Below are 21,482 nucleotides of genomic sequence, written 5' to 3' on the forward strand. Positions count from 1 at the left end.
TCTCGCTCTACACCGGCACCGGCTACGCCTTCGACCCGACCATCCCGATCCGCTTCAACTCGTTCTTCGGCGTGCTGCTCGAGGCGCCCGACCAGAGCCGGCCCAACGACACCTACGGGCTCAAGGTCAACTGGCAGCGCCTGAACGAGAACTACACCCAGTTCCTGGCCGACGCGAACTTCATCGCCGGCGGTTCGGGCGCGCCCTACTCGCGCGACAAGTTCATCTTCGAGGCCAACGCCCATCTCGACATCGGCAAGGGCGTGATCCTCGAGCCGGTGGTCCAGTACGTCGTCAATCCCAACTCGTTCTGGAACCCCTACACCCCCCGGCGCGCCAAGGACGGCTTCTACGGCGGCTTCACCCTCGTCGTTCCGCTGGGAACCCTCCTCGGCCTCGCCCCAGGCTGAAGCCCGGCCGCAGGGCTGTGAAAGCGGCATCGGGACATGTCCCGATGCCGCGATCCGTTCTCCGCACCCGGCTTCGATCATCGTCGAAGCCGGGTGAATCCGTTCCGCCGGTTTTTTCGATGACGGCCCGGCGGAACGGCATTCTGGCCGGAGCCTTGCTCCCGAAGCGTGCCGCTGCGAAGACCGCTCGTCCCTTGCGGCCGAGCAGGCGATCATCGCGGCACAATGGCCCCCAACGGGCACGAGGAGTTGGCGTGACGCTTCCCACGATTCTGACGCTCACCAGCCTGCGCGATCTGTACGCCTCCGGCGCGGTGACGCCGGTCGATGTCGCGGAGGCGGTCGCCGACCGCATGGAGGCCTCTGCCGATCCGGCGGTCTTCATCGCGCCCGTTCCGCGGGGCGATCTCGTCGCCGCGGCCCGCGCGCTGATGGAACGGCATCCCGAGCCGAACAGCCTGCCGCTCTGGGGCGTGCCCTTCGCGGTCAAGGACAACATCGACGTCGCCGGGCTGCCGACGACCGCCGCCTGCCCGGCCTTCGCCTACCGGCCGGACGCGGACGCCCATGTCGTCGTGCGGCTGAGGGCGGCGGGCGCCCTGGTGACCGGCAAGACCAACCTCGATCAGTTCGCCACCGGCCTCAACGGCACCCGCTCGCCCTACGGCGCGCCCCGCAGCGTGTTCTCGTCGGCGCATATCTCCGGCGGATCGAGTTCGGGTTCGGCCGTCGCCGTGGCGGCGGGTCTCGCCGCCTTCGCCCTCGGCACCGACACCGCCGGTTCGGGGCGCGTGCCCGCGGCCTTCAACAACCTCGTCGGCATCAAGCCGACGCCCGGACTCCTGAGCGGCTCCGGCCTCGTGCCGGCCTGCCGCAGTCTCGATTGCATCAGCGTCTTCGCATCCTGCGTCGCCGACGGTCTGGCGATCCGCCGCGTGGCCGAAGGGGTCGATCCGGCCGACGCCTTCTCCCGATCCATCCCGCCCGTGGCCCTGTCGAACGCGCCGCGCTTCGGCGTGCTGACGGGCGCCGAGCGCGAATTCTTCGGCGATGCCGAGACCGAGCGGCTCTACGACGCCGCGGTGGCGCGACTCGAAGCCCTCGGCGCCACCCCGGTGCCGTTCGATTACGCGCCCCTGCGCGAGATCGCGGCACTCCTCTATGGCGGTCCCTGGGTCGCCGAGCGGCTCGCGGCGGTGGAGGCGTTCTTCGCCACCCATGCGGAGGATTTCGACCCGAGCGTGCGGGCGATCATCGCTTCGGCGAAAGATTTCAGCGCCGTCGATGCCTTCCGCGCGCGCTACCGCTTCGAGGCGCTGAAACGGCGTGCCGAGGCGATCTTCGCCAGCGTCGATCTGCTGCTCCTGCCGAGCGCGCCGACGATCTACACGGTGGCCGAGATGCGCGACGACCCGATCGCGCTCAACAGCCGGCTCGGGCTCTACACCAACTTCGCCAACCTGCTCGGCCTCGCCGCCATCGCCGTGCCGGCGGGCTTCCGCCCGGACGGCCTGCCGGCCGGCGTGACGCTGATCGGTCCGGGCGGCAGCGACGACGCGCTCGGGCCCTTCGCCGACGCGCTCCATCGCGGCGCCGCCTGCGGCGCGGGCCTCGACCGGGCGGCGCGCTTCCCCCCGGTCCCGACAGCCGAGCCGGACCGCATCCACCTCGCCGTGGTGGGCGCCCATCTCTCCGGCCTGCCGCTGAACGGCCAATTGCTCGACCTCGGCGCCGAACTCGTCGCGCCGGCCCGCACGGCGGCCGATTATCGCCTCTATGCCTTGCCGGGGACGCGCCCGGCCAAGCCCGGCCTCGTCCGCGATCCCGGCTACGACGGGCCGGGGCTCGCCGTCGAGATCTGGGCCTTGGCGCCGGCCGCCTTCGCCCGCTTCGTCGCCGCGATTCCCGCCCCCCTCGGAATCGGCCGCATCGCCCTCGACGACGGGCGGGAGGTCAGCGGCTTCCTGTGCGAGTCACACGCCGTATCGGGGGCCGAGGAGATCACCGGTTACGGCGGATGGCGGGCCTATTGTGCCGCCGGCACGGTCGCATGAGGGCCGCCCATACCCAGTCCGCTTGATCCCTTCGGAATGGCGGACGGGGGCTTCGCCCCCGCGCCGTGCGGGCCCTCCGATCCGGCGACCGCTTCCATCGGGCGGAAGCCGGATCAGGCTTCCCGGCGGCGAATGCCCGACGCCTTGGCCTGCGCGCCCGCGAGGACCAGCCGCAGCACCGAGCGAACGACGTTGGTGACCTGACGCATCGGCCCAGCCCCTTCCCGGCGGCGCCCCGCCGCGAGGACGGCGCGGCAAGTCCCAGGCCAGAAGAGGCCGTTCCGGCGGCCGTTACGGTTCGAGGACGGCGACGAGATCGCCGCCGCGCAGCGTGCGGCCGGGTTGGGTCCGGATCTCCCGCACGCGTCCGGCGACCGGGGCGGCCACCGGCACCTCCATCTTCATCGATTCGAGGATCGCCACCGTCTGGCCTGCGGCAACGGTCTCGCCTTCGCCGACCAGCACCTTCCAGACATTGCCCGGCACCGTCGTCGGCACGCCCTGGCAGCCCGGCGGGATGTCGCCGGCCTCCGCCGCCGGACCCTCATCGGTGACGAAGCTGTCGAGGCCTTCCGCTTTCCAGCGCTCGCGCTCGGCCTCGAAGGCGGCCTGACGCCGGGTGCGGGCGGCCTCGATCGCCTCGGCGTTCTCCGCCAGCATGGCCCGGTGCGCGGCGTAGGAGAAGGTCTCCTCCTCGATCCGCACCGGATAGGCCCCGTGCGGGAAGGCGGCGCGGGCTTCCGTCAGTTCCTCGTGGGAGACGGGGAAGAAGCGGATGCGATCGAACGGCCGCAGCAGCCAGGGATGGCCGGGGGTGAATTCGCGCGTCGTCCGCCACGTGTTCCAGATCTGGATGGTGCGCCCGAACAGCTGATACCCGCCCGGTCCCTCCATGCCGTAGATGCACATATAGGCGCCACCGATGCCCACCGCGTTCTCCGGCGTCCACGTGCGGGCCGGGTTGTACTTCGTGGTGACGAGGCGGTGGCGCGGATCGACCGGCGTCGCGACCGGGGCGCCGAGATAGACGTCGCCGAGGCCCATCACGAGGTAGCGCGCATCGAACACCGTGCGCCGCACCGCCGCCTCGTCGGGCAGGCCGTTGATGCGGCGGATGAACTCGATGTTCGAGGGGCACCAGGGCGCGTTCGGGCGCACCAGTTCCTGATACTTGCGCATGGCGAGCTCCGCCTGCGGATCGTTCCAGGACAGCGGCAGGTGAACGATGCGGCTCGGGACGCTGACATCCTCCGCCGCGGGCAGAGCGGCCTCGATCTCGCGCAGGAGGCCCAGCAGGCGCGGGCGGGGGAGCCTCGCGCCGTCGTAGTGGATCTGAAGCGAGCGGATGCCGGGCGTGAGATCGATCAGACCGGGCAGCCGGGCGGCGCGGACGGCCTCCGCCAGCAGATGGACCCGCAGCCGCAAGCCGATGTCGAGGGCCATCGGGCCGTACTCGACGAGGAGATTGTCGTCGCCCTGGCGTCGATAGGCCACCGGGACCGGGCCGGATTCGTCGCGGGCCAGGATGGGAGAGCCCGGCAGAGGACCGACGCGTCCGATCACGCCGGGCGCGGCCTGCGCGAGCGCCGCATCCTCCGGCCTCGGCACCGGCCGGAACCGGACGGTATCCCCCGGCCGCAACTGGCCCATCTTCCACAGCTCGTCCCGGGCGATCACCGCCGGGCAGACGAAGCCGCCGAGACTCGGGCCGTCGGGGCCGAGCAGGATCGGCATGTCGCCGGTGAAGTCGATGGCGCCGATGGCGTAGGCGTTGTCGTGCAGGTTCGACGGATGGAGCCCGGCCTCGCCCCCGTCGGGCCGGGCCCAGCGCGGCGTCGGGCCGATCAGGCGCACCCCGGTGCGGGCCGAGTTGAAGTGGACTTCGTACGAGGCCGAGAAAAGGTCGTCGATATCCGCCTCTTGGAAGAAGTCCGGTGCCCCGTGGGGGCCGTAGACGACGCCGATCTCCCAATCCTGCGCGAGGGGCGCGGGTTCGGGCACGGAAGCCTCTGCGTACGGCGCGTCGCCCAGATGGAGCACGTCGCCGGCCTTGAGCACGCCGGTGGCGTGACCGCCGAAGGCGCCGAGGGCGAAAGTGGCGCGGGAACCCAGCACGACCGGCGCGAAAAAACCGCCGCGGAGCGCGAGGTAGGTGCGCTGGCCCGGCCCCTCGATCGAACCGACGGCGAGCGTCTGCCCCGCCGCGACCGCGAAGGCGCGGCCGTGCGGCTGCACCTCACCGTCGAGGGTCGCCCGCATGGCCGCACCCGAGAGCGCCACCACGGCGTCGGTGTGGAAGCGAAGGGTCGGGCCCGACACCGTGAGTTCGAGGGCGCAGGTCTGTTCATCGTTGCCGACGAGCGCGTTGGCGTGGCGGAAGGAGCGCGCATCCATCGGCCCGCTCGGCGGCACGCCGACCTCCCACAGGCCGAGGCGGCCGGGAAGTTCCTGCAGACTCGATTGCGGGCCCGGCAGCAGCACCTCGATGCTGCGCGGGCGATAGGCGAGGTCGCGGAGCGCCGTCGTCGCGACGCGCCCGCTCGCGAAAAGGTCCGAGGCCGCGATGGTGCGCAGGTAATCGAGGTTGGTCTCGATGCCCGACACGGCGGTCTCACCGAGCGCCGCTCGCAGCGCCGCGATCGCCTGCCCCCGGTCGGGGCCGGTGACGATGATCTTGGCGAGCATCGGATCGTAGTACGGCGTCACTTCGGTGCCGGTGGCGATCCAGCCGTCGATGCGGGCGGATTCGGGAAAGCGCACCTCGGTGAGGAGGCCGGCGCTCGGGGCGAAATTGGCGTGCGGAATCTCCGCGTAGAGCCGCGCCTCGATCGCGGCCCCCTTCGGGGTGAGGGCGCCCGCGTCGCCGATCGGGTCCTCGCCCGCGGCCTGGCGCACCATCCACTCGACGAGGTCGATGCCGAATACGGCTTCCGTCACCGGATGCTCGACCTGGAGCCGCGTGTTCACTTCGAGAAACGAAAAGTCCTCGCGCTGCGGATCGTAGATGAACTCGACGGTCCCGGCGGAGGCGTAGGCGACGCTCTCGGCCAGAGCCACCGCCGCCGCGTGGAGGCGGGCGCGGACCTCGTCCGGGAGACCGGGGGCAGGGGTCTCCTCGATCACCTTCTGGTTCCGGCGCTGGAGCGAGCAGTCGCGCTCGCCCAGAGCCACGACCCGACCCTGCCCGTCGCCGAAGATCTGCACCTCGACATGGCGGGCCTCAGCCACGAAGCGCTCCAGATAGACGCGGGCATCGCCGAAGCTGGCGCGTGCCGTGCGCTCGACCGCGGCGAAGCGCTCGGCCAATTCCTCGGCCGAATGGCAGAGCTGCATGCCGATGCCGCCGCCGCCCGCCGTGCTCTTGAGCATCACCGGATAGCCGATGGCCCCGGCCGCGTTCAGCGCCGTCGAGAGATCGGGCAGGAGATCGGTGCCGGGCAGGAGCGGCACGCCGCTCGCCTTGGCCAATTCGCGGGCGGTGTGCTTGAGGCCGAAGGCGCGCAGGTGCTCCGGGCGCGGGCCGATGAAGACGATGCCCTCCGCCGCCAGCCGCTCGGCGAAGCCGACATTCTCCGACAGGAAGCCGTAGCCCGGATGGACGGCCTGGGCCCCCGTCGCCTTGCAGGCGGCGATGACGGCCTCGACGTCGAGATAGCTCTGCGCGGCCGGAGCGGGCCCGAGGCGCACGGCCTCGTCGGCGGCCAGCACGCCCGGCGTGAAGCGGTCGGCATCCGAGTAGACGGCGACCGAGGATATGCCCATGCGCCTCAGGGTGCGCACGACGCGGGCGGCGATCTCGCCGCGATTGGCGACCAGGACCTTGCGGAACATGCGGCTAGCCCTCGCGCACCGTCACGCGGATCGGCGTGGGATTGAAGCCGTTGCAGGGGTTGTTGATCTGCGGGCAATTCGAGATCACGCAGATCACGTCCATCTCGGCCCGAAGCTCGACATAGTCGCCGGGCGAGGACACGCCGTCGACGATGGCGAGACTGCCGTCCTGCTCGATCGGCACGTTCATGAAGAAGTTGATGTTCGGCACGATGTCGCGCTTCGAAAGGCCGTACTTCGCGACCTCGATCGCGAAATTCTCGCGGCAGGCGTGGAGATACTTGGTGGCGTGGCCGAACCGGACGGTGTTGCTCTCGCATGAGCAGGCCCCGGCGGAGGTGTCGTGGCGTCCGCAGGAATCGGCGGTGACGGTGAGCATCACCCGGCCCTCGTTCGACATCACCCGCGTGCCGGTGGTGACGTAGGCCGCGCCCTGTTCGCGCACGGTGTCCTGGGAGGAGTAGCGCTCGGTGAGGTCGTCGGCACGGTAGAACAGGGTGTCGACGGCCTGGCACCCCTCGATATCCTCGATGCGGATGATCTGGCCGGCACGGACCAGCGTGGAGAACGGGGCCTGCGCGGGCACGACTTGATCGAAGAGCGCGGTCACGGTGTCGGTCATGGCGGTCGCTCCCCTCAGAGGCCGGCGAAGGCGTTGTTCTCGAAGCCGCGCACGGCCTCGACGGTGGCGGTGCGGCAGAGATCGTCCGCCGCAGGAACCGGCGCGCGGAAGCGGGTGACCGCGACCGGGTTCGGCGCGTAATCGGGCGCCGGATCGAGGGGGTGCGGGCAATTCGAGAGGGCGATGATCAGATCCATCTCGGCGCGCAGGTCCACGAAGTCGCCCGCCGCGCGACCAGCCTCGTTCCAGGCCAGCCGCCCCTCCGGCCCGACGCTCACGGGGGCGAAGAAGGTGATGCAAGCCGGGATGTCGCGCCGCTCCAGCCCACATTTGAGGGCGGCGAGCACGAGGTTGTCGCGGGTGTTGCGGTGGGGGGCGTCACCGTAGCGCGCCGCGTTCGAGGCGGCGTTGGAGCCCCCCATCAGCGCATCGTGCGCGGCGCACGAATCCTCGACGAGCGAGAGCATGACCCGGCCCATGTCGGAGAACAGCACCCGGCCCTTTCGAAGGGCCGCGGTCCATTGCACCTTCACGGTGTCGGCGTAGTTCAGCCGCTCGCTCGGATCCGTGGCCGACCACGCCACCAGGGCGACGCTCGAGGGGCCATGGTCGAGGGCGAGCCGCAGGGCCTCGCCGGCTTTCAGCGCGGTGGTCCAGTACCAGCCGCCGGGAATCGTCTCGCGATGGAGGATCGTTGCCTCGTCGATCGGCACGCCGCCGCGGGGGCTCGGGCCGGGCAGGGCGCGGGGGGCGTGGCCCTGGCCGGCGCGTTTCAGCTCTTCGTAACGGCGGCGGTTCTCGGCGATGACGCTCGCTTCGTCCGACATGCGCGTGTCTCCGATGGAGGCCGGGTCGTCCCGGCGCAGGAGCCCTGTCGCGGCCGGGCCGTCCCGGCAGGCAGTTTCGGGGTTTCGACGATTCTCGACCCACCCGCTCCCCTCATCCTAAGGTGCCGCGTCTGCGGCCTCGAAGGAGGGCTCCAGGGATCGCATGGCTGGCTGGAGCCCTCCTTCGAGGCTCCGCTTCGCGGAGCACCTCAGGATGAGGGTGTGGGTGGGAGGATCACGGAGCCGCTGGCACCTCGTAGAAGGCGAAGAGCTTGCGGGCGGGCTCGACGATCTCCCAGGTGCCGGTGAAGCCGGCGGGCGAGACGAAGGTGTCGCCGGCCCGGAACGTCGTGCGCTCGCCGGCCTCGTCGGTGACGACGATCACGCCCTCCAGGAGATGGCAGAACTCGCTCTCGGTGAAGACGACCCGCCACGTCCCCCGCTCCGCCGCCCAGGTGCCGGCGGAGAAGCGCCCATCCTCGCTGGTGAAGTGGAGCGTCGCGGTCTGGGCCGGATCGCCGGCGAGGATGCGCTCCGGGGCCGGCCGGTAGGTCGAGGACGCGGCGGAAGATGTCGCGAAGGCGATGACTTTTTTCATCGAGGTCTGCGCCTAGAACAGGTGGCTGTAGCGCTCGATCTCCCACGGGCTCACCGTGAGATGATAGGCGTTCCACTCGTCGCGCTTGTAGCGGATGAATTCGTCGCGCAGGCCCGCCCCGAGGGTCGCCTCGACCAGCGGGTCGGCGGCGAAGGCCTCCACCGCCTCCTGCAGGGTCTGGGGCAGGAAGGCGATGCCGCGGTCCTTCCGCTGGGCATCGGTGAGTTCGTAGAGGTTGTCCTCGTTGGGCGCGCCGGGATCGATCCGCTCGCGCACGCCCTCGAGGCCCGCGGCGAGCACCAGGGCGGCGGCGAGGTAGGGATTGACCGCCCCATCCGCGTTGCGGCTCTCGCAGCGCCCGCCGCCGGCCGGCACGCGAACCGAGTTGGTGCGGTTGTTCGAGCCGTAGGAGTTGAACACCGGCGCCCAGGAGAAGCCCGCCATCGCCCCCTGGCGCACGAGGCGCTTGTAGCTGTTGACCGTCGGCGCGAAGGCCGCGCAGAGCGCGCGACCGTGGCGCAGCACGCCGCCGATGAAATGATAGCCGGTCTCGGTCAGCCCCAAGCCCCGGGGATCGTCGCCCGGCGCGCAGGCGAAGAGGTTGCGGCCCGTCTTGGCGTCGGAGAGCGACATGTTGAAATGGGCGCCGTTGCCGGTGCGGTCGGCGAAGGGCTTGGGCATCATCGTGGCGATCAGCCCCTCCTCCTTCGCGTAATGCTTCGTCATCATGCGGAAGAAGGTCAGCCGGTCGCACATGGTCAGCGCGTCGGAATAGTTGAAATCGAACTCAAACTGGCCGTTCGCGTCCTCATGGTCGAAGGAATAGAGGTCCCAGCCGAGATCGTTGATCGTGGTCGCGACCTTGTCGAGCCAGGAGAAATTGTCGACGAAGCCGCGCACGTCGTAGCAGGGCTTCACCAGCTTATCCTCGGGGACCGGCGTGTGCAGCGAGCCGTCGGCGGCCTGGCGCAACAGGAAGATCTCGCATTCGATGCCGAGGTTGAAGCCGAAGCCCATGGCCTCGGCCTGCTTGAGCACGTTCTTGAGCGCGACGCGGGTCGAGAGCGGGTAGGGCTTGCCCTGGAAGGTGAGGTCGGCGGGCGCCCAGGCGAGCTTGCTCTCCCAGGGAAGCTGGATCACCTGCGACAGGTCGGGGACCGAGGCGAGCTCGTCCTCGTTCGGGGCTTGTCCCAGGCCGTCGAGGGCGTAGCCGGTATAGCGCTCGGAGCCCGCCGCCATCTGCGGCAGGTGATCGAGGGGCACCACCTTGGCCTTCTGCGCGCCGTGGATGTCGACATAGGCGCCGATGACGTATTTCACGCCCTTGGCGCGCAGGTCGTCCTGCACGGCGCGGACGGCCGGATCGATATCCTTGGTGTGACCCATGGGTCAGGCTCCTTGAGGGGCGACGGCCGGGCCGTCGTAGGAATGGGGAAGGGGCGGGGTCTCGGTCAGGCCGCGCCGGACGAGGGCGGCGAGGTCCTCGACCATCCAGGCGAACAGCTCGGCGCCCTCGGCGGCATTCGCCTGAGACGGCGAGCCGGTGACGCCGTTGCGGCTGGTGCGGTTGACCGGGTGGGCGAACACCAAGCCCCCGGTGCGGTCGGGATCGTCGGCAGCGGCGATGCAGTCCTCGCGCACCAGGGCCGGGGCCAATGCCTGCATCAGCGCGGTCTCGGCCCGGTTGGCATGCCAGTCCTCGGCGTCGGCGAAATGGGCGGCGCGCACCCGCTCGCTGACGGTCGCGGTGTTGACGAGCGCCACCATCAGGTCGTCGTGGGCGGCGCGCAGGAGTTCGAGGGCGCAGCGCAGGGGGGCGGCGTTGGTGACGTGCGCGTTGACGAGGAACAGGCGGCGCACGCCCGAGTGATAGGCCTGCTCTCCGACCTGGCGGACCAGATCGGTCATCAGGATCGGATCGAGGGCGATGGTGCCGGGCCAGCGTCGCGAATGGCCGAGCGAGCAGCCATAGGGAAGGGTCGGCAGCATCGGCACCGACGTGCGGGCCGAGACTTCGCGGCAGACGGCGTCGGCCAGCACGAAATCCATGCCGCAGCCGAGATGCGGCCCGTGCTGCTCGGTGGCGCCGACGGGGAGCAAAGCGGCCTGCGCGGCGCCCCCGAGATCACCGGGGATCTCCTCCCAGGTGCGCTCGGACCAGAGGACGGGGACGCTCATTCGACCTCGTCCCCCACGCTCGCCATGCGGGTGACCATGTCGAGGCCGCCGAGATCGGTCGGTCCCTCGGCCTCGGCTTCCGCCGGGTGGATCAGCGCGTCGAGCCGGGCGCGGGTGGCGCGAAATTCCGGCGTGAGCATCTGGCTCGGATGGCGCGGCCGGGGCACCGGCACCTCGATGAGCTCCTCGATCTCGCCGGGATGGGCCTTCAGGACGAGGATGCGGTCGGCCAGCGTCACGGCCTCGTCGAGATCGTGGGTGATGAAGACGATGGTGATGTCGATCTTGCGCCAGATCTCGATCAGGTAGGCCTGCATCCGGGCCCGTGACTGGGCGTCGAGGGCCGAGAACGGCTCGTCCATCAGGAGGATGCGGGGCCGCATGGCGAGCGCGCGGGCGATGGCGACCCGCTGCTTCATGCCCCCCGAGAGCTGATGCGGATAGGCGTCGGCGAAGCGCTCCAGCCCGATCAACGCCAGCCATTGCAGGGCCTCGCGCTCGGCCACGTGCCGGGATTCGCCGTTCTCCTCCAGCCCGAAGGCGACGTTGCGCTTGACGGTGAGCCAGGGGAACAGGGTGTAGCCCTGGAACACCATGCCCCGGTCGGCGCCGGGCCCCGAGACCGGCACGCCGCCGACGCTGACGGTGCCCGACGATTGCGTCTCCAGGCCCGCCAGGATCCGCACGAAGGTGGACTTGCCGCAGCCCGAGGGGCCGACGACGCAGAGGAACTCGCGGCGGTGGGTGACGAGATCGATGCCGCGCAGGGCCACCGTCTCGCCGCCATCCGCGTTGCGGAACACCTTGCCGAGGCCTTCGACTTCGAGCGCCACCTCGCGGGCCTTGAGCCGGTCGAAGCGGGCGCGGACAGGCTCGCATTGCGTGCGGTAGTCGCACGGCGCGCCGGTCATCGGGATGGGAGCCGGCGCGCTCATGCCTCGGCCCTCGCATAGGGGAAGAGCCGGCGGCCGAGCAGCGCCAGGGCGATGTCGGTGGCGATGCCGACGAGGCCGATCACGAGGATCGCGGCGTAGACGTTGTCGAAATGCTGGTAGCGGGCCTGCTGCGTGATGAAGAAGGTGATGCCCGAGGAGGTGCCGATCAGCTCGGCGACGATGAGGTAGGTCCAGGCCCAGCCGAGCAGGATGCGCTGGTCGCGGTAGAGCTGCGGCAGCACTGCCGGCACGATCACCCGGCGGATCAGGCGCAGGTTGCGCGAGCCCATGGTGAGCGCCGCCTCGATCAGCAACGGATCGACCCGGCGGGTGGTGTTGGCGATGACCAGCACCTGCTGGAAGAAGGTGCCGATCACGATGATGGCGATCTTCGGCCCGTCATAGATGCCGAGAATGGCCACCATCAGCGCGCCGAAGGCGGGGGCCGGCAGGTAGCGCACGAACTCGATGACCGGTTCGGTCAGCCGGGCGATGGTGGGCTGCGCGCCGCACAGCACGCCGAGCGGCACGCCGACTATCGACGAGAGGGTGAACCCCCAGAAGATGATCTGGATCGAGTGCCACAGGCTGGCGGGCAGCCAGATCGCGTCGCGCTGGGGCGGGGCGGCGGTGAGCGTGGTCCAGAAGGCCACGGCGACCTCGTGCGGGGCCGGGAGGTAGACCGGGTTGGCGGGCCGCCCGACGGGCACCTCGGTGCCCGCAGTTCCGGCCGCCGCGACTTCCTCCGCGAAGGCGGCCTTCGGCACCCGCATGCCGGGCTCCATCCAGGCCACCTCGCCGGGATTCACGACTTCGACCAGCGGGTGCCAGAGGAAGGGCAGGTAGGAGACCGCCGCCCAGAGCCCGAGCGGCAGCAGGAAGGACAGGAGGGTGAGCGCCAGCCGCCGCCGCGGCGGAAGCGGCCGGGCCACACCGATCCAGGAGCGGGTTCGAGGGCGGCGCGCCCGGCCCGCCGGAGCCGCCACCCCGGCCACCGGCGGCAGCGGAGCGAGCCCAGCGGGGCCGACGTCGCCGTCGGCGAGGGGGGGAAGGGGCCGGGCGCGCATCCTCACCGCCTCACTTGCCGTCGGTGAGGGCGGGATCGATGTAGCTCTTCACGTCCTGCGCGGTCTTGTAGACCTCGAACTTGACGTTGAAGGCGTCGGCGTGCCGGCTCGATCCGTAGAGGGAGCCGAACCCGTCCGCGTCCTTCATCACGGCCCGGCCATCGGCGAGCCGCATCAGCTTCGTGCCCTTGAGGAAGCGGGTGAAGACCGCCGGCTCGATTCCGACCTTGGCGGCCATGATCGCCACCGCGTCGGGCTGCGTCTTCGGGTTCTCGATGTAATCGACGACCCGGTCCCACAAGCCGACGAGCTTGATCCAGTCGGCCCGGCGCGCCGCGAGGCTCGCGGGCGTCACCGTCACCACGTCGTAGATCAGGCCGGGCCGGTCGGCGGAGGTGTAGAGCGGTCGGGCGCCCGCCGCGCCGCGCATCGCCTGTCCGGCGATCGGCTGCCATGCGCCGATGGCCGCGACGTCGCCGGAGGCCAGGACCTGGGGCGTCTCGTTGGTCTTGGCATTGACGAGCGTGACGTCGCTCTCCTTGATCCCAGCCTTCTGCAGGCCGTCGATGAGGAGAAGGTGCTCGACGAGACCGACCTCGAGGCCGACCTTCTTGCCCTTGAGATCGGACAGCGACTTCACGCCCGGCTTGCCGACGATCATGTCGTTGCCGTTCGAGTAGTCGGTGAGCATGATCATGACGTTCTTGGCGCCGTTCCCGCCCATGACGAGGGCGTCGCCGTTGGTGCAGGTCACCGCGTCGAGTTTGCCCGCCGAGAACGCGTCCATCGAGGCGGAATAGTCGAACCACTCGAACTTGGCCTCGACGCCCGCTTCCTTCAGCCAGCCCTTGTCGATGGCGACCTGCCACGCCACCCAGCCCGGCCAATCGCTGTAGCCGATCCGCAGCGGCTCGGCGGCCAGGGCGGGCGCCGCCATCAGGCTCGCGGCCAGCGCCAGGGCGGACAGGCCGCGCCGGGCACCGGTGAGACAGCCGGAGATCAGGGTCGGGATGCGCATGTCTCGTCTCCAAGGGAGCCGCTCGGGGCTCGGGTTGACGGGGAAGCGGACTCGGGCCTGACGCCGCGCGCTCAGAGCCCGGCCGGGAGGCCGGGGCGCGGCGGGACCTGAATGGGGGCGCGGCTCTCAGTTCTCGTCGTGCCGCGCAGTCTCTCGACGAACCGGCTCCCGCTTCGTCGGAATGCGCTCGGGAGGATCGGCTCGAGAGGCGATCGACTTTCGGAGAAAGCCGACGCGGCACAGGGCTCTAGGCAGCGATGCCGGGGCGCTGCGGGGCGACGATCGGCACCGGCGTCTCGCGCCGCCGGATCGCAGAACACATCGTTCGAGAGGGCAACATAGATTCCCTTCCTGCATGAAGGGATTGCACAAGACCACCGCCTGCCAATCCCTTGGCCAGTGAGGTCTCCCGGGCTTTTATCCCGCCGTGCATCCGGGCGGATGTCTCCCGCCGCGGCGACCGCTCTCGGACCATTCACACCGAATTCGATGCAGGAACCCTAGCGGTCAACTCGTCATGATTGGTACTCTTCGCTGAAGTGCAGGGTCAATCAGGCGCTGCTTCAAGCTTGCATCATTTTTCGTCGGACGATGCTGAAGTTTTAGTCCGGCTGCGAGCGCTGGCGGCAAGGATTTTCGCCAAGTCTGTGAGCCTGTTGTTTCTTCAATCGTAGGTCTCCGTCCCCGAAGGCCCGGGGTGACGCGTCCCCGCGCCTTCGTTCGACGCTGCGTCCTCCGCATTCAATCCAGGCGCAGAAGCGGTCGCTGGGCGGGAACGAGCGCATTTCGAGCCTGAGGCGCACCCCAAGACGAGACACGGGAGGTCGAGAAGAGGCCTGACCCCGCCGGCAATCGGACGCATTCGCGTCCGGGAAAGGGATGTCCGGCCCGGGTTCCGTCGTTGACAGCGGACAGGCGCTGTTCGCGGGACCCCGTCGCAACACGCTCTCGCCTGCATAGGACCAACAGGGGTGGAGCGCTGAGCAGAGCGTCGAACCACGGAACCCAAACACGCTGCCGAGCCAAAGGCAGGGAGCATCGCGCGTTTTCGGAATGTAAGGCGCATGCAAAAAAACGCTTCCACCGCTTGCGTCGTCGCGTTTTATAATTCAAAATTCAATTGCTTCACATCAGGCGTCCCGGCCTCGCCAACCGGTGCCTGTCGTTGATCGGTCGCTCATCGGAACATGGATCGATGAGGGACGCTCCGCATAAGGAGCGACCTCGCGGTGCAGCCAGGGCGTGATCGGTCTTCGATGCGTGAACAACACGATCGAGTGCTGAAACGAGCACCGCAAGGGGAAGCGCTATGAAGAGTGTCGTGCCGACCGTGATCGCGACCGTGTTGCTGCCCATCACGGCAGCGCAGGCATGGGAGCCGACGAAGCCGATCGAGATCATCGTTCCGTTCGCGCCCGGCGGATCCTCCGATCAGATGGCCCGCACGATTCAAGGCGCCATTCAGAAGAACAACCTCGTCAAGCAGCCGATCATCATCGTCAACAAGCCCGCCGCCACCGGCGGCGAGGCGATGCTCGACATCCAGAAATCCGCCGGCGACCCGCACAAGCTTATCACCACATCGAGCGGCATCTACATGACGCCGCTCTCCACCAAGCTTCCGGTGAACTGGAAGGACTTCACGCCGATCGCGATGCTGGCGCAGGACGTCTTTGTGCTGTGGGTCAACAGCGCCAAGCCGTACAAGACCGCCAAGGACTTCATCGAGGCCGCCAAGGTCGCGAGCCCCCCGCTCAAGACCGGCGGCAACGGCTCGAAGCGCGAAGACCACCTGATTTCCGTGATCATGGAACAGACGTCGGGCGCGAAGATCACCTACGTGCCCTATCAGGGTGGCGGCCCGGCTTCGGTGCAGCTCGCGGGCGGCCATATCGACGCCAACATGAACAATCCGGCCGAGGAGATCGCGAACTGGCGCTCCGGTGCGGTCAAGCCGCTCTGCGCCTTCTCGCCCAAGCCGATGGAATACACGCAGAAGATCACCGCCGACATGGCGTGGTCCGATATTCCGACCTGTGCCTCACAGGGCCTGGACGTCTCGTATCAGATGCTGCGCGGCATGTTCATGCCCGGCAAGGTGACGGCGGAACAGCAGACCTTCTACGTGGACCTGTTCAAGAAGGTCATCGAGACGCCGGAATGGAAGACGTATCTCGAGCGCAACGCGCTGGTGCCGGATTTCCGCTCGGGTCAAAGCTTCGTGGATTTCCTCACCGAGGATGAGCGCAAGCACAAGGAATTGATGACCAAGGCCGGGTTCATCGCCACCAATTGAGGCATCCTCCGCCGAGACAAAGGCCGGTTGAGCGAAAGATGCACGGCAGAACAAGGATTTGAATAATCGGCCCGGTTCAGCGTGATCGGGTCGTGACTTCAGGTCGCTCCACCGTCTTTCGACATGCGTCCGGACCCTCGCCCGTCATCCCGATCGACGGACAAGGCTTCGAGCGGCGCCTCCGGTTGAGACGAACGCCTGTTCTGGATGAGCCTGTCATGACCGAAGCTTCTCCCCCGCTCGCCGAGCGCGGCCTGTCGCGCCGCGCCGTCGAGATCGTCGTCGCGCTCCTCCTGCTGGGAATCGCGGCGCTGGGTCTGTGGGATTCCTACGGGCGCGGCGCGGGCTGGGACAACGGGCCGGAGAACGGCTTCTTTCCGGCTCGCGTCGCCGCGATCCTGGCCATCGGGGCGATCTTCGCGCTCGTGAGCGCGCTGCGCCGGGAGGACAGCGTCTTCGTCACCTACGGCCAGCTTCGAATGGTCGCTCAGGTCTTCGTGCCGCTCTTCCTCTACGTGCTGGGGATCGCCGTCCTCGGCATCTACCTCGCCTCGGCCCTGTTCATGGCGCTGTTCATGCTGACCCTCGGCACGTTCCGGTGGTGGCAAACCGCGCTCGCCGTCGTGCTCGTGCCGCTCGTCACCTTCTGGGTGTTCGAACTGCAGTTCCGGGTTCCCCTGCCGAAGGGGCCGATCGAGGCCCTCCTCGGCTACTGAAGCAGCGGCCCGAAAGGTGGGCGCCGGCCTTCGGAAAACAGCCGATGCGGCGACACGGCCGCGATGAAGATCGAGAGCCTCGTCATCCGAGGATCGCACCAAGACCATGCATCGACGCGACGGCACCCCGAACCGCGATGCCCTCGCCTGAAGACGTTTCGATACGGCCGGCCCGCGGCGGAGTGACCCGATGGAAGACCTCAACCAGCTCCTGCTCGGCTTCCAGGTCGCGCTGACATGGCACAACGTGCTGTTCATGGTGGTGGGCGTGCTGCTCGGCATCGTCGTCGGCGTGCTGCCGGGCCTCGGCGGGCCGAACGGCGTCGCGATCCTCTTGCCGCTGACCTTCGGGATGGACCCGACCTCGGCGATCATTCTGCTGTCGTCGATCTACTGGGGCGCCCTGTTCGGCGGCGCGATCACCTCGATCCTCTTCAATATTCCCGGCGAGGCGTGGTCGGTGGCCACAACCTTCGACGGCTACCCCCTGGCCCAGCAGGGCCGGGCCGGCGAGGCGCTGACGGCGGCGTTCACGGCCTCCTTCATCGGCGCGCTGTCGGGGGTGGTGCTGATCACCTTCGTGGCGCCGCTGGTCGCCAAGTTCGCCCTGCGCTTCGGGCCGGCCGAATTCTTCGCGGTGTTCTTCCTCACCTTCTGCTCGTTCGTCGGCATGGGCCGTGAGAACAAGGCCAAGATCGTCGTCTCCTTGTCGCTCGGCTTCCTGCTCGCGGCGGTGGGCATGGACACGATCTCGGGCGACCTGCGCCTCACCTTCGGCTCGACCGAACTGATGAAGGGGTTCGACTTCCTCGTCGTGGTGATCGGGCTGTTCGGCGTGTCCGAGATCCTGCTCACCATCGAGGAGGGGCTGCATTTCAAGGGCAAGCGGGCGGTCATGGATCTCGGCGTGGTCCTGCGCACCTGGGCCTCCCTGCCGCGCTACTGGGCGACGCTGATCCGTTCCTCCGTCGTCGGCATGTGGATGGGCGTCACCCCCGGCGGCGCGATCGCAGCCTCGTTCATGGGTTACGGGCTCGCCCGGCGCTTCTCCCGCCAGCCGGAGCAGTTCGGGCGCGGCGACATCGAGGGCGTGCTCGCCCCGGAGACCGCGGCGCACGCCGCCGGCACCTCGGCCCTGCTGCCGATGCTGGCGCTCGGCATTCCCGGCTCGGCGACCGCGGCGGTGCTGCTCGGCGGATTGATGATCTGGGGTCTCCAGCCCGGCCCGATGCTCTTCGTCGAGAAGAAGGAGTTCGTTTGGGGCCTGATCGCCTCGATGTATCTCGGCAATCTCGCCGGCCTGCTGATCGTCCTGGCGACCGTGCCGGTCTTCGCCGCGATCATGCGCATTCCCTTCGCGCTGGTCGCGCCGATCATCCTGGTCGTGTGCGCCATCGGGGCCTACACGGTGGCCTCCTCGAGCTTCGACATCTGGCTGATGCTGGCCTTCGGGGTGGTCGGCTACGTGTTCAAGAAGCTCGACTATCCGCTCGCGCCGCTGGTGCTCGCCCTCGTCCTCGGCGACCGGGCCGAGGACGCCTTCCGGCAGGCCCTGCTCGGCTCGGGCGGCGACCTGTCGATCTTCTTCTCCAACGGCCTAGTCTCGACCCTCATGATCCTCGCCGTGCTGCTCCTGTTCTGGGGGCCGCTGAGCGATCTTCGCAAGCGGTTCGGGCGCAAGACTGATCTGACCCGGCCCTCGCCCCTCTCGCCCTGAGCCGCGACCTTGCCCAGATGCGCGTCGCGGGTCCTCGTCTCGAGCCGGCGCCGCGATGGCCGAGAATCTGAGCCCGGCATGCGCAAGCGCCGCCTGCGAAGCGGCGCTCCGCCCCCGTCATCCGATCCGGACCTTCCCGCGATGCTGGTCGCCGGAGCCTGTTCCTGAGAAAGGCCCCGACAACGCAGAGCAGTTGCCGTCGAACGCTCAGGTGATGTTTTTGGTTTTCACTTTTGCATTGTCCGTGGGCGCATTTCGTTAAGCTTTGCCGCATGAGAGTGAGGGTCCGCGCAGGACTGTAATACACTCATGTTCCGCACCATCGTCTGCCTGACGGAACAGCATACCGCCTGGGTCGTGCCCCTCGCCGCCCTCGTCTGCTGGGTCTCTGTCCACACTGCCTTGCGCCTCGTCCGGCAGTCCCGCGAGGGGCGCGATGTCGGCCGCTGGATGTGGCTCGCGGCAGCCGGTTTTTCCGCCGGCGCCGGGGTGTGGAGCACGCATTTCATCGGCATGCTCGGCTACGACCCGGGCGTCGTGCTCGGCTACGATCTGCGCCTGACGGTGGCCTCGCTGTCGGTGGGCGTCGTGACGGCGGCGGGGACGCTGACCCTGCTGAGGAGGGCCGAGGGAACGGGGCAGGCGGCGATCGCGGGGTTCTGGTTCGGGCTCGGCGTCGGGGCCATGCATGTCACCGGGATGGCCGGGGTGGACGTCCCCGGTGCCCTCGTCTGGACCTGGCCCCTCGTCCTCGCGTCCCTCCTGAGCGGAAGCGCGATCGCCGCCGCGGCCTTCACGGTTTTCGCGAGCCCGCAGATCCGGCACGCCAATGCGATCGCCGCCACTCTCCTGACCGTCGCGATCGCCGGTCTCCACTTCACCGCCATGGCAGCCGTCGAAATCGTCCCGGACTTGGCCCACCCGGGCACGGATCGAGGCCTGCCGCGCCTCACGCTCGCCTTCGGCGTCGCGGCGGTCATGCTCACCATCCTGGGATTCGCCATCCTGGCCCTGTTCGCCGACCGGATGCGCCGGGCCAACCTGGCCTTGAGCGCCAGTGAGCAACGCTTCCGGCTGCTCGCCGAGAACACCACCGACGTCATCATCTGGTGTCATCTCGACGGGACGCACAAATACGTCTCGCCCGCCGCGCCGCGGCTGCTCGGCTACGAGCCCGACGAACTCGTGGGAACACCGGCGCTCGACTCGGTGCATCCGGACGAGACCGAGGATTTCCGCAAAGTTCTCGATGATCTGAGGCACGGTCGCATCGAGCAGACGACGTGTCAGATGCGCTACCGACGGAAGGACGGCGGGTATGTCTGGGTCGAGGTGTCGATCAGCCGGACGAAAGGTCTCACGACCGATTGGCTGAGCGGCTGGGTCGCCTCCCTGCGCGACGTCTCCGCGCGCAAGGAAGCCGAATTGCAGATCGCGCATATGGCGATGCACGACGCCCTGACCGGCCTGCCCAACCGCCTGCTGTTCCGCGACCGGCTCAACCAGGAACTCGCCAATGCGCGGCGCTACGGCGGCAGCTTCGCGGTGCTCGCCTGCGACCTCGATCGGTTCAAGTCCGTCAACGATACGCTCGGCCATCCGGCCGGTGACGCGCTGCTGCGCATCGTCGCCGATCGGCTGATCTCGGTGGTGCGCAACGTCGATACGGTCGCCCGGCTCGGCGGCGACGAATTCGCCATCATCCTGTCCTGGCTCGACGAACCCCAGGCCGTGAATGCCGCGGCGGAACGCATCATCGAGATCGTGGGTGCCCCGATCGACCTCGACGGCAGCCACGCTCGCATCGGTGTCAGCATCGGCATCGCCCTCGGAACCTCGGAGACGGAGGACGCCGATGGCCTGTTCAAGAACGCCGACATCGCCCTCTACCGGGCCAAAGCCGCGGGACGGAACACCCTGAGCTTCTACGAGCCCGGCATGGACGGGATCGTCGCCGACCGCACCGCCCTCGAGCGCGACCTGAGCAACGCGGTGCGGGAGGGCGGCTTCGTCCTGTACTATCAGCCGATCATCAACCTCGCCGCCGACAGGCCCTGCGGCTTCGAAGCGCTGATCCGCTGGCCGCATCCCAGCCGGGGTATGGTCTCACCGATCGATTTCATCCCGCTCGCCGAGGATACCGGGCTGATCGTGCCGCTCGGAGCTTGGATCTTGCAGGAAGCCTGCCGGGAGGCGGCGGGCTGGCCGGGTGATCTGCGCGTGTCGGTCAACGTGTCGGCGGTCCAGTTCCAGAAGCCCGGCTTCGAGCAGGCCGTCATCGGCGCGCTCGCGGCCGCCGGCCTCGCGCCGCAGCGGCTGGAACTCGAGATCACCGAGAGCATCCTGATCGCGGATGCAGAGGCGGCGATCACCTGCCTCCACCGCCTGCGGTCGCTCGGCGTGCGCATCGCCATGGACGATTTCGGCACGGGCTATTCCTCGCTGAGCTACCTGCGCCGCTTCCCCTTCGACAAGATCAAGATCGACCGATCCTTCATCCGCGACATCACCGATCCGGATGCGGCGGCGATCGTGAAGGCGATCGTCGGGATCGGCACACAGCGCGGTGCTGTGATCACGGCCGAGGGGGTCGAGACAGAGGAGCAACTCGCGTGCGTGCGCCAGGAGGGCTGCAGCGAGGTGCAGGGTTACTACTTCAGCAAGCCGCTCCCGGCCCAAGAGGCGCTCGATTTCGTCCGCAAGCCGGCCCGAGCCGCCGCGTAACGGCGCGTCCCCGGCAGGGCTTGGTCGTGAGGGGGATCGGCCGGGCCGCAGCCTCCTGACGGTCTTTCCCCTCCGGATCTTCGTTGGACGACCCGTGCGATCCTTCATGATCCGAGGCTTGAGGCCGGCACAGGCTCGCGGAGCCGCATGCGGGCCGGTTCGCGTCCAAGATCGCTGGGCCGCTTGTGCCGCCGCAGGATCAGATCGGCTTGCCGAGAATGCCGGCCACGCGCTCGGACCTCGCAACGCCGCGGGCCGCCAGCCCCAGCATCACGTTCCCCCGGACATTGCGCCGGTGATCAAGCCTCGGGACCTGGAACACGAGGAGCCGGGACCAGTCGGGTCCGGCGACCCGCTGCCCATTGATGGCGCTGTGGCTCGCTTCTAGCGGCTCATGTCTTACGACCAGGCGAACCGAGGTGGGCTTGCCGCCAGGATCTTCATTTCCCCCGCTCGGCGGCGTTGCGCGAGCCGCCCAGTTGGGCCACT

General features: G+C 68.9%; 15 protein-coding genes and 1 riboswitch. Of the genes, 6 read left to right on the forward strand and 9 right to left on the reverse strand.

What is annotated here, in order from left to right; genetic code table 11:
* Together OWC43_RS14180 and atzF are read left to right on the forward strand one after the other, a co-directional pair.
* Positions 1 to 410 (forward strand): carbohydrate porin (locus OWC43_RS14180; RefSeq protein ID WP_393957108.1); only part of this gene is annotated, 410 nt, incomplete at its 5' end.
* A 254-nt stretch (positions 411 to 664) separates the two neighbouring features.
* Entirely contained in the window at positions 665 to 2,464 is a 1,800-nt protein-coding gene (gene atzF / locus OWC43_RS14185; protein ID WP_393957109.1) for an allophanate hydrolase, read from the forward strand.
* A gap of 291 nt (positions 2,465 to 2,755) precedes the next feature.
* Here the strand turns inward: atzF and uca are convergent, their stop codons facing one another.
* The 9 genes from uca to OWC43_RS14230 form a co-directional block, all read right to left on the reverse strand.
* Positions 2,756 to 6,295, reverse strand: coding sequence for an urea carboxylase (gene uca / locus OWC43_RS14190; protein WP_393957110.1), 3,540 nt, complete (start codon positions 6,293 to 6,295; stop codon positions 2,756 to 2,758).
* A 4-nt stretch (positions 6,296 to 6,299) separates the two neighbouring features.
* Entirely contained in the window at positions 6,300 to 6,917 is a 618-nt protein-coding gene (locus tag OWC43_RS14195; protein ID WP_393957111.1) for an urea amidolyase associated protein UAAP2, read from the reverse strand.
* A gap of 14 nt (positions 6,918 to 6,931) precedes the next feature.
* On the reverse strand, positions 6,932 to 7,744 hold the full coding sequence (locus OWC43_RS14200) for an urea amidolyase associated protein UAAP1 (protein ID WP_393957112.1): 813 nt from the start codon (positions 7,742 to 7,744) through the stop codon (positions 6,932 to 6,934).
* Positions 7,745 to 7,979: 235 nt separating this feature from the next.
* Entirely contained in the window at positions 7,980 to 8,342 is a 363-nt protein-coding gene (locus OWC43_RS14205; protein ID WP_393957113.1) for a cupin domain-containing protein, read from the reverse strand.
* Positions 8,343 to 8,354: 12 nt separating this feature from the next.
* Positions 8,355 to 9,728 carry a type III glutamate--ammonia ligase gene (gene glnT, locus OWC43_RS14210; RefSeq protein ID WP_393957114.1) on the reverse strand — a complete coding sequence of 458 codons (1,374 nt, stop codon included), beginning with the start codon at positions 9,726 to 9,728 and terminating at the stop codon, positions 8,355 to 8,357.
* 3 nt (positions 9,729 to 9,731) lie between these two features.
* The gene (locus tag OWC43_RS14215) at positions 9,732 to 10,520 is read right to left on the reverse strand and encodes a creatininase family protein (protein ID WP_393957115.1); all 789 of its coding nucleotides are present in this window, start codon (positions 10,518 to 10,520) and stop codon (positions 9,732 to 9,734) included.
* Entirely contained in the window at positions 10,517 to 11,455 is a 939-nt protein-coding gene (locus OWC43_RS14220) for an ABC transporter ATP-binding protein (protein WP_393957116.1), read from the reverse strand. The genes OWC43_RS14215 and OWC43_RS14220 overlap by 4 nt, the downstream gene beginning before the upstream one ends.
* Positions 11,452 to 12,522: an ABC transporter permease subunit gene (locus tag OWC43_RS14225; protein ID WP_393957117.1), complete on the reverse strand. Its 1,071-nt coding sequence runs from the start codon at positions 12,520 to 12,522 to the stop codon at positions 11,452 to 11,454. The genes OWC43_RS14220 and OWC43_RS14225 overlap by 4 nt, the downstream gene beginning before the upstream one ends.
* Positions 12,523 to 12,532: 10 nt before the next feature.
* Positions 12,533 to 13,540: an ABC transporter substrate-binding protein gene (locus tag OWC43_RS14230; protein WP_137829881.1), complete on the reverse strand. Its 1,008-nt coding sequence runs from the start codon at positions 13,538 to 13,540 to the stop codon at positions 12,533 to 12,535.
* A gap of 404 nt (positions 13,541 to 13,944) precedes the next feature.
* Positions 13,945 to 14,055, reverse strand: a riboswitch (guanidine-I (ykkC/yxkD leader).
* 794 nt (positions 14,056 to 14,849) lie between these two features.
* Here OWC43_RS14230 and OWC43_RS14235 point away from each other — a divergent pair.
* The 4 genes from OWC43_RS14235 (at position 14,850) to OWC43_RS14250 (ending at position 20,993) form a co-directional block, all read left to right on the forward strand.
* A complete protein-coding gene (locus OWC43_RS14235) occupies positions 14,850 to 15,836 on the forward strand; it encodes a tripartite tricarboxylate transporter substrate binding protein (protein WP_137829882.1) in 987 nt (328 codons plus the stop codon).
* Between the two features lie 218 nt (positions 15,837 to 16,054).
* A complete protein-coding gene (locus tag OWC43_RS14240) occupies positions 16,055 to 16,552 on the forward strand; it encodes a tripartite tricarboxylate transporter TctB family protein (RefSeq protein ID WP_137829883.1) in 498 nt (165 codons plus the stop codon).
* A gap of 190 nt (positions 16,553 to 16,742) precedes the next feature.
* A complete protein-coding gene (locus OWC43_RS14245) occupies positions 16,743 to 18,269 on the forward strand; it encodes a tripartite tricarboxylate transporter permease (RefSeq protein WP_137829884.1) in 1,527 nt (508 codons plus the stop codon).
* A 309-nt stretch (positions 18,270 to 18,578) separates the two neighbouring features.
* Positions 18,579 to 20,993 carry an EAL domain-containing protein gene (locus tag OWC43_RS14250; RefSeq protein WP_393957118.1) on the forward strand — a complete coding sequence of 805 codons (2,415 nt, stop codon included), beginning with the start codon at positions 18,579 to 18,581 and terminating at the stop codon, positions 20,991 to 20,993.
* The last annotated feature ends 489 nt before the right edge of the window (positions 20,994 to 21,482 follow it).

Source organism: Methylorubrum sp. POS3 (assembly GCF_043352485.1).
In the GTDB taxonomy this organism is placed as follows: domain Bacteria; phylum Pseudomonadota; class Alphaproteobacteria; order Rhizobiales; family Beijerinckiaceae; genus Methylobacterium; species Methylobacterium suomiense.